Origin of the sequence: Aquimarina callyspongiae (assembly GCF_034322225.1) — a bacterium.
In the GTDB taxonomy this organism is placed as follows: domain Bacteria; phylum Bacteroidota; class Bacteroidia; order Flavobacteriales; family Flavobacteriaceae; genus Aquimarina.
On the sequence record NZ_JAXLPA010000003.1, the window covers coordinates 532,906 to 547,904 of the forward strand.

Genomic DNA, 14,999 nt, shown 5'->3' on the forward strand with positions numbered 1-14,999 from the left:
GTTTCTTATTTATAAAAGACAGATTCTATTAATTTTCAGATAACGGGATAGGCAATGTATTAAATACCTGATCTCCTGCTCTATCAAGTGGTAATGTATTTGACAGATTATATCTTCTTAAATCAAACATTCTATGGTTTTCTGCCCATAAAGAATATCTTCTTTGATTTAACATCTCTGTAGTTAAATCTGCAGCAGTTTGTGCTCCTGCATAATTAGCTAAACCTGCAGCAGTACGAACTACATTAAGCGCATCTTCTGCATCTTGCAAGTTATTAGCAAGAATACTAGCTTCTGCATAGATTAACACCAACTCTTCATTTCTAATAATATCGATATCAGTAACATTAGTAGCATATAATCTCGTCTCATTAGTACCATTAAGGTCATCTTGTGAGGTAGGCAATGGTCGAACAGCAGTTTTTGAAGTTACCCTTGTATCACCAGCTTCGGCATCATTAACCCAGCTATCGTGCACAATAACCTGATCTCCATTATTAGGTTCAGCTGCCGAAATTGAAGGCACCCTAAAAACAGGATTTGCTTGGTCTCCTCCACCTAATCCAAAAACATATTTAGGTCCTAATTCAAGATCTACTGCTAAACCAAAATAAGAAGCTCCTAAAGCCGTTAATGCTCCTGATCCATCTCCATCGTAAACCGCAGCAACCGCAGCAATTGCGCGATTAAACTGAGTAAAAGTAGAAGGAGTATTAAATCCATCAAAACCACTACTAAGAGGGAAGTTAAAAGTACTTCCTGCATTACTCAAATGAGTACTAGCGTCATTTAGTAAAGTTCTAACAGCAGCTAATGTTTGACCAAGATCTAATAAAGGGCCTAAATTATCAGGATCTGCAACATCTACTCTAGCCGTTCCATAAGACTTTACTATCTGGATTAACTCATATGCTATAAATGTCTTAGCAACACCTAAATATCCCTGTCTTTGCTCTTCGGTAACAGTTTCTGTATTGTTCACCGCTCCAATTAGTACGTTAGCATTCTTAATACAACGATAACTACCATTCCATTGTGCAGTACTATAAAAGGAGTTATTATCTAGTGAAATTCCGTTCTTTCCTAATAAATCTCCTGTATTACGTGGATCAGCATCAAACAGATAAAGTTCTCTTGCCATAGTACCACTTGCGGTAGTTTCTATTCCTAAACCATTTCTAGAAGTTGATTCTACAGCTACAACTAATCCGTTTAACTGATCTACAGATGCTCCGGTTTCTACTCCACCAACACTAGGACCATTAGGATCTAAAACTTCATCAAAATCACAAGAAGTAAATCCTGTTATGATGAAAGCCATCAAAAGCGTTATTTTTAAAGTTATTTTTGATATTTTTTTCATGATTCTTTCTCTCTTAAAAATTAACATTTAGATGAAAATAAAACTGTCTGGAACTAGGGAAAGGAGTTACCTCAATTCCACTTGACAATCCTGCACCACCATTTACCGATACTTCAGGATCATAACTACTATAGTCGGTTATTGTAAAAATATTTCTACCAGACACTCCGAATTTAACTCCATCGAGTAAATCTTCTCCAAAAAATCCATCTATTATCTCTGATGGAAATCTGTAATAAATAGCTGCTTCTCTCAATCTCACATATCCAGCTGGTTCAACAAAACGAAGAGCATTAGCTGTTGATCCTAATCTAGCTTGACCTTCTGGTGTTTCTAGATCTGGAGACGTTCCTCCTAAATCTGTTAAGAATCTTGATAAGTTTAAATTCTCTCCTCCTTTTTTCCACTGTAATAAGAAAGACACATCTATTTGCTTAAACAATGTCAATTGATTTGAAAAAGCCATTTGAAAATCCGGCTCAACATTTCCTACTTGAGTTAATGTCCCATCTATATTTCCAACTAACTGAGTAACAGGCTGCCCTTCTTCGATAAAGAAAGTTCCAAGCCCGGTTCCAAATCCAGCTCCTGGTTGTGCAAATGCTGGAACATCCAGTCTTGTTATTTCTGATCTGTTCAAATAGAATTGAACTCCTGTGTTCCAATAAATAACGTCATTATCAAAAACATCAGCTCTTAATGCCAATTCGATACCTTCATTAGTTAAATCAGCAAGGTTTGTAGTTTCTGTTGTGAATCCAGAAGAACCAGGAAGTTGTCTAGTTAAGATTAGATCATCAACTTTTCTATTATAATAAGTAGCTTCTAAAGATATTCTACTATCTAGAAAACCTATGTCAAAACCTGTTTCAAATTCTTTTGATGTTTCAGGCTCAATATTTGGATCTCCTCTTAAACCAGCAACAGAAGAACCTCCATTACCACCAGTGTTAGAAGAAACAAAACTTGTAAAAGTATTTCCAAAAGTAGCAGGGTTTCCTGCTTCACCATAAGCTGCTCTTAATTTTAATTGATTGATTGGCTCAAAATTCCAAAAATCAAAATTTGTAATATTTACAGCCAATGAAGCTTTCGAGAAGCCATAAAATTCATTTGGATCTCCATTTCTGGTAGATTTATCCAAACGATATCCTAAGGTACCAATAAACCGGTCTTTATAGTTTGCTTCTACCTGTCCAAAATATCCAACATCTCTTTCTTTTGCTAAAAACTGATTGATTGTTTGATTCACAGATTGATCCACATTTGTCTGACCAGGAGTAAGGTCTGCTCCTTGACTATTAACAAAATTTCTCTCAATATCGATATAAGCCGTACCTAACTGTGTTGTTAAATTCAAATCTCCATCTAAAGATGTATTATCCCAAATCAAAATTGCTTGATTATTAAACTGTATAATGTTATTCTTACCTTGAGCGATAAATCCTTCTTGACCACCTACTTGAGCCTGATGTGTTTCAGGAACATAAACAAAGGTTTCATTAGCTACATAATCTAAACCTCCACTCACAAGAAACCTAACTCTATTGTTATCAGTAGTATATAATTTTGTATTTACTTTATATCCTTGAAGAAATCTATTAGTTGCATCTTCATTTCTAGCTTGATCCCTAACAAAAATAGGATTACCAGGATAATTTGGATTATTAGGGTAATTACCATTAGCATCCGGAAACAAATTGATCCAAGGACGAGTAAAAGCTAATGTGTATCCATAACTTAAACCTCCTTCATTCTCATTACCGGTAAAACTTCTACTATTGTTACTCTTTACATAATTAGAGTTAATCGAGAAGTCAAAAACATCAGAGATACGGTGATCAATATTAGCTCTAATAGACAACCTATCAAATCCAGTGTTTTTGATAATTCCTTCTTCATCTCTAAAAGAACCTCCTACATAAAATTTTGTTTTGTCGTTTCCTCCCGATGCACTTAATCTTGTTTCTGTTATAAAACCTGTTTCTCCATAGATTTCATCTTCATAATCAATAAGTCCACCATTAGCAACAGCTTGTTCAAACAAAACTCTTTCTGCAGCATCAAAAGTATCTTCTACAGATTGCGCAGTCCAAGGCCTCATTCCTAAAGCATTTGCTATTCTTGTAAAACCAACATCTTGACTAAAGTTAATTTTAGTTTTACCCCCTTTACCTTTCTTGGTAGTAATAATAATAACCCCAGCACTTGCACGCTGACCATAAATAGCAGCAGCCGATGCTCCTTTTAACACTTCTATATTTTCAATATCATTTGGATCAAGATCAGATAATCTGTTAGCAGAATTTTCTTCGTTTCCACGATTGGCTCCAGAAGCATTTCTTAATCCTGTCGGAATTTCATCATTATTATAATAAACTCCATCTACAATAAATAAAGGCTGATTTTGTCCGTTAATCGACGAAACCCCTCTAAGACGAAGTGCAAACCCTCCACCTGGAGCTCCTGAAGAAGAAACTATATTAACACCAGGAACCTTACCATACAAAGCTCCATCTACGGTTGGTTGTCCTGTATTACCAACTAATTCTTCTGAAGAAACAGTAGCGACAGCATTTGCTAAGTTTTTTCTTTTAATAGACGACCCTAGACCAGTTACTACTACTTCTTCTAAGGCTTCCGAAGATTCTGCAATTGCTATAGTTACATCACTTGCAGTTTCTACAGTTACTTTGGTTTCTGCAAATCCTAATGCAAATACCCTTAACGTTACTGGTAAACTATTAACTGTTAAAGAAAAATTTCCATCAATATCACTTGCCGTTCCATTGCTAGTTCCGTCTTCTACAACGTTAACAAAAGGTCCCGGTTCTCCGGTACCTTGAACGACCACTTTCCCGGTGATCGTTTCTTGTGCGAAAAGCACGATCGGAAAAAAAAATAATAATAGCAAAAGCCCCTTGCTATAATTTGTTTGTCTTTTCATAATGATTTGTTTAAATGTTTGTTTGGTTAAATCTATTAAAAGATTATTATAAAAAAATGTTAATACTAACAATTGTTAGTGTAAAAAACATCAACTATGCGTTAAAAACATATTAGAATTACGGTATTTCCGTTAAAATTGATGAATTTTCCTATTTTCTAAAAATGATTCTTCATTTCAGGTAAAATTTAACTTTTTTCTATTAAACTTCTTATTTTTGCAGCCTTAATTCAATACAACTATGTACAGAAGTCATTCATGCGGAGAATTACGCAGTTCAGATATTAATACCGATGTTACCCTTTCGGGATGGGTTCAAAAAACTCGTGATAAAGGATTTATGATATGGGTAGATCTTAGAGATCGATACGGAATCACACAACTAATATTTGATGAGCAACGAACACCTGCATCAGTAGTAGAAAAAGCAAAAACCTTAGGACGTGAATTTGTTATTCAAGTAAAAGGAACTATTATAGAGCGTGAGTCAAAAAATCCAAATATTCCTACAGGCGATATTGAAATACTTGTAGAAGAATTGGAAATTTTAAATGAAGCTATTGTACCTCCATTCACTATAGAAGACGAAACTGATGGAGGTGAAGATATACGAATGAAATATCGATACCTGGATATACGTCGAAATCCTGTAAAAAACAGTTTAATGTTTCGTCATCAGGTAGGGATGAAAGTTCGCAATTATCTTTCTGAAGAAGGTTTTGTTGAAGTAGAAACTCCTTACTTAATAAAATCTACACCAGAAGGAGCCAGAGACTTTGTGGTTCCATCTCGTATGAATGAAGGGCAATTCTATGCGTTACCACAATCTCCTCAAACCTTCAAGCAACTCTTGATGGTAGGAGGTATGGACAAATACTTTCAGATTGTAAAATGTTTTAGAGATGAAGATTTAAGAGCTGACAGACAACCTGAGTTTACGCAAATAGATTGCGAAATGGCTTTTGTTGAACAAGAAGATATTCTTACCATTTTTGAAGGGTTGACCAGACACCTGTTACAGGAAATAAAAGGAGTTAAGCTCGACAAGTTTCCTAGAATGACATATGATGAGGCCATGCAAAAATATGGTAATGACAAACCAGATATTCGTTTTGGGATGGAGTTTGGAGAACTTAATACCGTAGCTCAACATAAAGATTTTAAAGTTTTTAATGATGCAGAATTAGTTGTAGGAATTGCTGTTCCTGGTGGAGCTTCTTATACCCGAAAAGAGATCGATAAATTAATTGATTGGGTAAAACGACCGCAGGTTGGAGCTTTAGGAATGGTTTATGTAAAATGTAATGAGGATGGCTCCTATAAATCTTCTGTAGATAAATTCTATGATCAGGAAGATTTAGCAAATTGGGCAAAAGAAACAGCTGCTCAACCTGGAGATTTAATTTGTGTTTTGTCTGGTGCTACGAATAAAGTAAGAGCTCAACTAAGTGCTTTGAGAATGGAACTAGCAGAACGTCTTGGCTTAAGAAATCCTGAGGAATTTGCACCACTATGGGTTGTAGATTTTCCATTATTAGAATGGGATGAAGAAACAGAACGCTATCACGCCATGCATCATCCTTTTACTTCTCCTAAGCCCGAAGATATTGCATTGTTAGACACCAAACCAGGAGATGTACGTGCTAATGCTTATGACTTAGTTCTAAATGGAAACGAAATCGGTGGAGGTTCTATACGTATTCACGATAAAGAAACTCAAGCACTGATGTTTGATCATCTAGGGTTTACTCCAGAAGAAGCAAAGGCTCAATTCGGTTTCTTAATGGATGCTTTTCAATACGGTGCTCCACCACATGGAGGAATTGCTTTTGGCTTTGATAGACTTGTCGCCATTCTGGGCGGTCAGGAAACCATTAGAGATTTTATAGCTTTTCCAAAAAACAATAGTGGTCGGGATGTCATGATTGATGCTCCAGCAAATATTGATAATGAGCAACTCAAGGAGTTAAATATTAAACTCGATATGTAAGATAAAAAACTTTCCTTATTTATATAAAAAACTAAAATCAAGTTATAAAACATCATAATAACTTTCTCGATCAGGGTAACATTTCCTCCTATTCCGACACTAATAAATAAGGATCACTATTCAAAAAAGTGTTTCCCTTATTGACAAAATGAATATTTAACGGAAGAGCTGAATTCTAATTAAGAAAGCGCTCTTCCCTTTTTAATTACTTATTAAACCAATTTAAATGGTTATTATGAAACAATTTTACTTTATTTTTTTTATCGTTTTTCTAGGTTTTAATTTGACCTTTGCGCAATCTCTTGAAATCGAAATAATCCAGAAGTATCTACTCGACTCTGGCATGGATAGTAAGGATATAGAAAATTTAGAAATTCAATCTAAATCTTTCTCTAAAAGCATGCAGGTCAACACCTTATATGTTCTTCAACAATATAAAGGAATTCCTATTCGCAATGCAATAGGGAGTTTTGCTATTAAAAATGGCAAAGTACTTTCTTTTAAAGGAACTTATATTAATGGTATTGCATCAAAAATTAATATGGTATCTCCTGTGTTACTACCAGAAGATGCTATAAGGAGCGCCGCGACTCATCTTGATTTAGAAATAATACAAAATTTACAAAAAATTTCAGAAAAATCTTCTGGTGCAATTTCTGTTTTTAAAACAAATATTTCTAATAATGAAATACCCGTAAGATTAGTTTATGAAGTTGTTGAAAACACATTAATCCTTTCTTGGGATCTAAACATTTACACTAAAAATGGTAAAAATTGGTATAGTGTTAGAATAGATGCAAATAGTGGTGAGTTAAAAAGTCTAAATGACTGGGTGTTACATTGTTCATTTGACTCTAAAACTATTCAGTCTCAAAAAAACACAAGCAACTCGTCTATCTTAGAGAAAAGATTATTAGATAATGCGTTGGTTATGCCTCCTACTTATAATGTATTACCATTACCTGATGTTGAAAGTCCTAATCACGGAAATAGAGAATTGATCTCTGGGCAAGAAGATGCAATCGCGTCTCCCTTTGGTTGGCATGACACTGATGGGGTTACTGGACCTGAATTCACTACCACCCAAGGAAACAATGTATTAGCTTCTGAAGATTTAGATGCCAATAATATCAACGGAAATCAACCAGATGGTGGTTCAAGTCTAGTGTTTGATTTTCCTTATGATCAAAATGCAACAGCAGGTGAATATCAAAATGCTTCTATCACAAATCTTTTCTACACAAATAATGTTACTCATGATATATGGTATCAATATGGATTTGACGAAGCTTCGGGGAATTTTCAAGTAAATAATTACAGTAAAGGAGGAGCTGGTAATGATGAAGTTTTAGCTGATGGTCAGGATGGATCTGGTTTTAACAACGCTAACTTTGCAACCCCTCCAGATGGAACTAATCCAAGGATGCAAATGTTTCTATATGACCCACAACCCACAATACAATTTACCATTAATAATGGTGCTTTGGCGGGAGAATATGAAATCATTAACAACAGTTTTTTTCCGGGTACTCCAGAACCACCAACACTTCCAGATGGTATTACTGCTGATTTAGTACTAGCGATTGACGACAATACAACTCCAGATCCTAATGATGCTTGTAGTGCACTCACAAATGCAGCAGATATTAGTGGAAAAATAGCGGTTGTGCGAAGAGGTGAATGTAACTTTGTAGATAAAGTAATAAGATGTCAACAAGCTGGGGCTTTAGCCGTTCTAATAGTAAATAATGATTCTGGTGATTTTATTATAGGCGGAAATGGCCCTGCTAATAGACCTACATTTGGGATAAATCAAACCAATGGAGAAGCTATAATCACCGAAATGTCAAATGGCGCCGTAAATGCAACAATTGCCAGAATACAACCAGAAAACTGGATTGCTAATGCCGATTCATGTTTTGATAATAGTATTGTCGTTCATGAATATGCGCATGGTATATCTAATCGTTTAACTGGAGGTCCTACATTGACTGGTTGTTTAGGAAATGATGAACAAATGGGAGAAGGTTGGTCTGATTGGTTTGGAATTGTAATGACTATTGAACCAGGGGATCAAGGAACTGACTATCGTGGAAGAGCAACTTTTGCAAATGGTCAACCCATTACAGGTCCAGGCAATCGCCCAAACCCTTATAGTACGGATATGTCAATAAATCCAGTTACTTATGCAGATGTTAGTGATGATGTAAATTACTCAAGACCACATGGGATTGGCTCTATCTGGGCATCAATCTTATGGGATATGACTTGGGCTTTAATTGATCGCGATGGTTTTGACCCAGATTTATATAACGGTACAGGTGGTAATAATCTAGCAATGCAATTAGTTATTGATGGGCTAAAACTACAATCTTGTAGTCCTGGCTTTGTAGATGGGCGAGATGGGATCCTTGCAGCAGCAGATTTATTACCTAATAGTACAGCTAACAAATGTCTGATTTGGGAAGTTTTTGCAAGAAGAGGTGTTGGTTTCAGTGCCGATCAAGGGTCTTCTTTTAATAGGTTTGATCAAGTGGAGGCATTTGATTTGCCCCCTACTGGGACTTTAGACTGTACATTGGGAATAGATGATATAAATGCAGGAATTTTCAGTATAACACCAAACCCTTCAAGGGGTGGTGTATTTAATATTAGAACATCTCAAAATGTTGGTGATAGTTCGATTTCAATATTTGATATGAATGGCCGTGTAGTATTTAAGCAAAATGCTCAGCTTGACAACACACATAGAGTTGATACGAATCTTGGATCAGGAATTTACCTGATAAGAATAGAAGCTAAGGATGGATCGGCAATATCTACATCAAAAATAATAGTAAAATAAAAATAAGTAAGCCATCTAAAAAATCAAAAAACTTATTTCTCAATGAATAAGTATTAGTTAAAGTTACTTTCAGAATATCATCTATAAAAACATATTAATAATGATTTTTTAGACGGCTTATTTTTCTATTACGATTTGATTTTTTCACCTTTTTAGAATATACAAAATACTAGTGCCTTAACTTGTTTTTTCATTATCTTGTACTTAATCCAATGATTCATCTTTAAATGAAAAACAGCCCTTCTAAAAAATCCTTACTCTACAAGTTTTTAAAATGGAGGTATCGTCATATTTCTAACAAGAATTTTATTCTTATCCTTAGTATACTTGTTGGGTTTACCGCAGGATTAGTTTCAGTTTTATTAAAAAACATAACTCATTTAATTCAAGTTGTACTAGAAAGTGATATTCTTTCTTGGCAAACTTCTTTTTACTTTATAGTTCCCGTTATCGGTTTATTAATCGTATACGTATTTACTAAGTTTATATTTAAAAAAGAAGTAAGACCTGCAATTCCGTTAATTCTATATTCTCTTTCAAAGAAAAATGGAATAATTAAATCACTACATGCATACTTACCATTGATTCTGGCTCCAATCACTGTAGGTTTTGGTGGTTCTGTTGGACTTTTAGGTCCTGCAGTAGGTTCTGGTTCTGCACTAAGTTCCGGAATAAGCACTCTCTTTCATGTAAATAATAAAACTAGAATACTATTAATTGGTTGTGCATCCGCAGGAGCTATTTCTGCTGTATTTAAATCTCCTTTAGCTGGTTTAGTATTCGCTGTAGAGATATTTAGCTTAGATCTTACTTTAGCATCGTTATTACCTCTTCTTTTTGCTTCTGTATCATCAATTATAACTTCCTATTTCTTTTTGGGTGATGAAGTATTATTTAGGTTCGAAGTTTTAGAAAAATTTGAACTCAATGATGTTCCGTTTTATATTCTATTGGGTATAGGAACAGCAATTGCATCGATATATTTTACTAAAATGTATTTTGGAATTCAACACTTCTTCAATCGATTCTCAAAAAAAATATACAAACTATTAATAGGCGGACTTGCTATTGGTACAATGCTATATTTTATCCCACCACTTTACGGAGAAGGACTTGGTTTTATAAATGATTTATTGCGAGGTGATCACCTTACTGCCATTGGCAAAACTCCTTTTGATAGTATCACTAGTAATATTTGGGTTGTAATAGGCCTACTTGCTGGAATCACTATTTTTAAAGCTATAGCCATGACAGCTACTTTTGCTGCTGGTGGATCTGGAGGAGTATTTATTCCCACAATGGTGATGGGCAGTGCATTAGGCAATGTAGTATCAAAGATAATTAATAACCTCGGTTTGGGGTTTCAAGTTTCTGAAGCCAATTTTACGTTACTTGGAATGGCTGGTTTAATAGCTGGTGTATTGCATGCTCCCCTAACCTCAATTTTCTTAATAGCAGAAATCACATCAAGTTATGAGTTATTTCTGCCGCTTATGATCACCACATCAATATCATTTATTATTTCTAAAAACAGGATCGAACATAATATCTATACACGAGAGCTTGCAGAACAAGGTCATTTATTGACACACGATAAAGATCAAACAGTTCTAACCCTAATGAATCTTGAGGACTGTATTGAAACAAATTTTATCGCGATAAAACCTGAATATACCTTAAAACAGCTTTTAAGTGAAGCTGTCGCAAAATCAAACCGCAATTTATTTCCAGTTACGGATGAATCCGGTCTTTTGATAGGAATAGTTTCATTAGATGACATAAGAGATATTATGTTTGACATCACTTTATATCACAAAACTACAGTAGACATGTTATTATCTGAAATATCTACTGTAATCGTTTATGAAGAAGATAATGTAAAGACAACTATGAAAAAATTTCAGGACACAGGTGCATGGAATCTACCTGTGATTAGGGAAGGTAAATATTTTGGGTTTATCTCTAAATCAAAACTCCTAACCTCATATCGAAGAAAGTTAATTAATTTTACCAGATAATCTAATCATTAATAAAAATGAAGTACGTTATTCGAATACTTTTTATAACTATCATCATACTAATCTCTGTTGGGTATTATTTTAAAAATACTGGAAATCACGATACTGGAGATAAATGGGTTGGAATAGGAATTCTTGCCACATCCTTTATTCTAATGCCTATATTTATATACCATAGATGGAAAAACAAGAAAGTAAAGGATTATATGCTTACTGAGGAAAACCTTAAAAAAATGAAAGAATTCAATCAAAAAAAAGGCAAAAAAAGTTAATATAGTTTTAAAATATTCACATTTTGATAACGATTCCTAAAATATTTAAACCTACCTTTAGGTTCTAAATTATATCATATTTATTACAATGGAAGGAACAGTTAAATTTTTTAATGAATCAAAAGGTTACGGATTTATTACCAACGACGAAACAGGAAAGGACATCTTCGTTCATGCTTCCGGACTTAACGGTGAAGCTCTTAACGAAGGTGACAAAGTAGAATATCAAGAAGAAGAAGGTAGAAAAGGAATTATCGCTGCACAAGTGCGCGTGATCCATGATTAAGATATAATATTCTCAGTTTCAAAAGCTCTGCGATGCAGGGCTTTTTTGTTTTATTAATCAATTTGATACTTCTTTCTAAAGGTTTGACTTTGCTCTAATAGAAATTCTAAAATCTTCAACTCATCTCCTGACCCTAAAATTTCACGAGTATTATTTTGCTCATTAACATAGTCCAAAAAATTATAATACTCCGTTTCCGGTATCCTCAATTCTTTGGTCAAAAAATCCTCAGAATATAATTCTGTGATTTTGGGAATTCTAGTTGTTTTTGGCTTTTTTTTCTTTTTAAAAGCTCCTCCTACTAGTTTTACCAACCCCAAAATATTCATTGGAGTTGCATCCATTTCATCGGTAAGAGCGTAGTTTTTTACAGATGACTGGGCATCATCGGGCCTCTCAACTCCCAGACGTTTAAGTTCTTTAGCATTCCATAATGGCAAATTCTCTTCATAAGTAGGAATTTGTTTTACATCTCCTTTAACCTCTCCTGATAAAGTATATTGAGAAATAACTACTTCGTCTAGTTGATTAACAGAGTATTCTAATTTAACTTTAAAATTACCTGAATCCAGATCTTCCTTACGTACTAAATATTCTTTTAACACATATTGAACAGATGAAAAAACAATAGTATCTTCTGGTTCTGCTGCAATCTCAAAATACCCCGATTGATCATTGATTACTCCTATTTTCTTTGTTTTGTTTATAATATGTATGGCTTCAAATTGAACGGTATCCATAACAACTCTGCCTTTAAGCATTGTAGTTTCCTGTGCAAAGCCCGTAAATGTAATTATCAATAAGAAAAAATAAGTAATGTTATGCATCCAGCTATTTGATTTGCTTTTAAAAGACGTTTGTCATATTTGACAGTTGCAAATCCAAATGCAAAGAAGTTATAATCTAAAGAAATATCGCTTTTGTATTTAATTTAAATTTCGTTTTTCAATAAAAAACCGTTTTAAGATCTCACTACATTCTTCCTCTAACACACCACCTGTCATTTCTGTTTTAGGATGCAACTTTGTACCCATCGCTATACAGCCTCTTTGTTCATCTCTTGCTCCATACACTATTTTCCCTATTTGACTCCAGAACAAGGCTCCTGCACACATCTGACAAGGTTCTATGGTAACATACAAGGTGCATTCTTTAAGATATTTTCCTCCAAGGTAATTTGCTGCAGCTGTAATTGCCTGCATCTCTGCGTGTGCGGTAACATCATTCAATAATTCTGTAAGGTTATGAGCCCTAGCAATGATTCTATCGGCTACTACTACAATCGCTCCTATAGGAATTTCTCCTTTTTCGTATGCCATTTCTGCTTCCTGCAGGGCTTTACGCATATAATGAGCATCATCAAACGGATCGAGCATATAAATGTTATTTTTAAGTAAAACTAGTAAATAAAAACTTGGATAGTTACAATACGATAAAAGTTTATTGAGAACCGTAACAAAATGGTATTTTTGCGATATGTCAGCATCATTACTATCAGATATTAAATACCCTTCAGATCTTCGTAAACTTACTCCTGATCAGTTACCAACACTAGCAAAAGAGCTTCGAGATTTTGTTATTAATATTGTTGCCACTAAAGAAGGGCATCTTGGAGCTAGTCTTGGAGTAATAGAACTTACTATTGCATTACACTATGTTTTTGACACTCCAAATGATCAATTAGTTTGGGATGTAGGACATCAAGCATATCCACATAAAATTCTTACGGGAAGAAAAGATGTATTTCATACCAATCGCCAATTAGGTGGTATCAGTGGTTTTCCTAAGAGAGCAGAAAGTGAATATGACACTTTTGGAGTTGGGCACTCTTCGACTTCTATTTCTGCTACGTTAGGAATGGCTATTGCCTCCAAACTAAAAGGTGATTTATCAAAACAACATATCGCTGTAATAGGGGATGCATCTATTGCTAGCGGAATGGCATTTGAAGGGCTCAACCATGCTGGAGTCGCTGATGCAAATATGCTAATCATTCTTAATGATAATTCGATAGGAATTGACCCAAGCGTAGGAGCATTAAAAGAATACCTTACCAAAGCTAAAGTTGGATTTAAGCCAAAAACCGATAATATCATAGAAGCTTTAAATTTTAATTACTTTGGACCTATTGATGGACATGATTTACCTAAACTTCTTAAAACTTTAGAAAAATTAAAATCTATAAATGGACCCAAGCTTTTACATATTATTACTACTAAGGGAAAGGGATTAAAACAAGCTGAAGAAAATCAGGTAAAATATCATGCCCCAGGAAAATTTGATGCATCCACAGGTGATTTGATTCCTAAAGATAGTACTGATTTGCCCCCAAAATTTCAAGATGTATTTGGATATACAATTTTAGAATTAGCTAGGAATAATGAAAAAATAGTAGGCATTACTCCCGCTATGCCAACAGGAAGTTCTCTAAAATACATGATGGATGAAATGCCAGATCGAGCTTTTGATGTTGGTATCGCAGAGCAACACGCTGTAACATTAGCCGCTGGAATGGCAACACAGGGATTAGTACCTTTTTGTACAATTTATTCTACTTTTCTACAACGAGCTTATGACCAACTCATTCATGATGTAGCTTTACAAAATTTACCAGTAATTTTCTGTATTGATCGTGCTGGTATTGTAGGAGCAGATGGAGCCACACATCATGGAGTTTTTGATATTGCCTATTTAAATTGTATCCCGAATATGATCATAGCAGCACCTGCCAATGAGATAGAACTTAGAAATCTACTCTATACAGCCTCTCAAGGCTTACAACACCCTATAGCTATTCGATACCCTAGAGGTAGAGGCACTATTATCGATTGGAAAAAACCAATGAAATCTATAACAATAGGAAAAGCTACTTGTTTTGAAGAGCATAATTCTCAAATTGCCATTATCTCAACTGGCACTATTGCTAATAATGTCATTACCGCATTAAACACTCTTGAAGAAAGAATAAGTCATTATCATTTTGGGTTTATCAAACCGCTGAACACTAATTTACTTGGCAATATTTTCAAAAAATATCAAACAGTAATAACCATAGAAGATGGGGTTGTAAAAGGAGGGTTTGGTAGCACAATATTAGAATATGCAAACCAACAACAGCACACAATTAAGATTATTATGTTAGGCGTGTCAGACAAATTCATCCATCAAGGAACCACAGAAGAATTATATCATCAATGTGGCATTTCTTCTTCTGCAATTGCCAAAACTATTTTACAACATACTACATAAAAAAAAGAAGCTGTTATAAAAAACAGCTT

10 protein-coding genes are annotated in these 14,999 nt (G+C 34.5%); 6 read left to right on the forward strand and 4 right to left on the reverse strand.

The window, feature by feature from the left end:
- Positions 1 to 28: 28 nt before the first annotated feature.
- Together U0D62_RS14620 and U0D62_RS14625 are read right to left on the reverse strand one after the other, a co-directional pair.
- Positions 29 to 1,363: a RagB/SusD family nutrient uptake outer membrane protein gene (locus U0D62_RS14620; protein ID WP_322288049.1), complete on the reverse strand. Its 1,335-nt coding sequence runs from the start codon at positions 1,361 to 1,363 to the stop codon at positions 29 to 31.
- Positions 1,364 to 1,376: 13 nt separating this feature from the next.
- Entirely contained in the window at positions 1,377 to 4,310 is a 2,934-nt protein-coding gene (locus U0D62_RS14625) for a SusC/RagA family TonB-linked outer membrane protein (RefSeq protein WP_322288050.1), read from the reverse strand.
- A 241-nt stretch (positions 4,311 to 4,551) separates the two neighbouring features.
- Here U0D62_RS14625 and aspS point away from each other — a divergent pair, with 241 nt between their 5' ends.
- From aspS to U0D62_RS14650, 5 genes are all read left to right on the forward strand, one after another.
- On the forward strand, positions 4,552 to 6,300 hold the full coding sequence (aspS, locus tag U0D62_RS14630; RefSeq protein ID WP_322288051.1) for an aspartate--tRNA ligase: 1,749 nt from the start codon (positions 4,552 to 4,554) through the stop codon (positions 6,298 to 6,300).
- Positions 6,301 to 6,535: 235 nt separating this feature from the next.
- A complete protein-coding gene (locus U0D62_RS14635) occupies positions 6,536 to 9,145 on the forward strand; it encodes a T9SS-dependent M36 family metallopeptidase (RefSeq protein WP_322288052.1) in 2,610 nt (869 codons plus the stop codon).
- A 227-nt stretch (positions 9,146 to 9,372) separates the two neighbouring features.
- Positions 9,373 to 11,163 (forward strand): chloride channel protein, encoded by a 1,791-nt coding sequence (locus U0D62_RS14640; protein ID WP_322288053.1) that lies wholly within the window; start codon positions 9,373 to 9,375, stop codon positions 11,161 to 11,163.
- A gap of 17 nt (positions 11,164 to 11,180) precedes the next feature.
- Positions 11,181 to 11,435: a hypothetical protein gene (locus U0D62_RS14645; protein WP_322288054.1), complete on the forward strand. Its 255-nt coding sequence runs from the start codon at positions 11,181 to 11,183 to the stop codon at positions 11,433 to 11,435.
- Between the two features lie 88 nt (positions 11,436 to 11,523).
- Positions 11,524 to 11,721 (forward strand): cold-shock protein, encoded by a 198-nt coding sequence (locus U0D62_RS14650; protein WP_118459283.1) that lies wholly within the window; start codon positions 11,524 to 11,526, stop codon positions 11,719 to 11,721.
- A 53-nt stretch (positions 11,722 to 11,774) separates the two neighbouring features.
- On the opposite strand, the gene U0D62_RS14655 is transcribed toward U0D62_RS14650, so the two are convergent.
- Both U0D62_RS14655 and U0D62_RS14660 read right to left on the reverse strand, forming a co-directional pair.
- Positions 11,775 to 12,548 (reverse strand): peptidase associated/transthyretin-like domain-containing protein, encoded by a 774-nt coding sequence (locus U0D62_RS14655; protein WP_322288055.1) that lies wholly within the window; start codon positions 12,546 to 12,548, stop codon positions 11,775 to 11,777.
- A 99-nt stretch (positions 12,549 to 12,647) separates the two neighbouring features.
- Entirely contained in the window at positions 12,648 to 13,097 is a 450-nt protein-coding gene (locus U0D62_RS14660) for a nucleoside deaminase (protein WP_322288056.1), read from the reverse strand.
- A gap of 100 nt (positions 13,098 to 13,197) precedes the next feature.
- Here U0D62_RS14660 and U0D62_RS14665 point away from each other — a divergent pair, with 100 nt between their 5' ends.
- The gene (locus tag U0D62_RS14665; RefSeq protein WP_322288057.1) at positions 13,198 to 14,970 is read left to right on the forward strand and encodes a 1-deoxy-D-xylulose-5-phosphate synthase; all 1,773 of its coding nucleotides are present in this window, start codon (positions 13,198 to 13,200) and stop codon (positions 14,968 to 14,970) included.
- Positions 14,971 to 14,999: the final 29 nt, after the last annotated feature.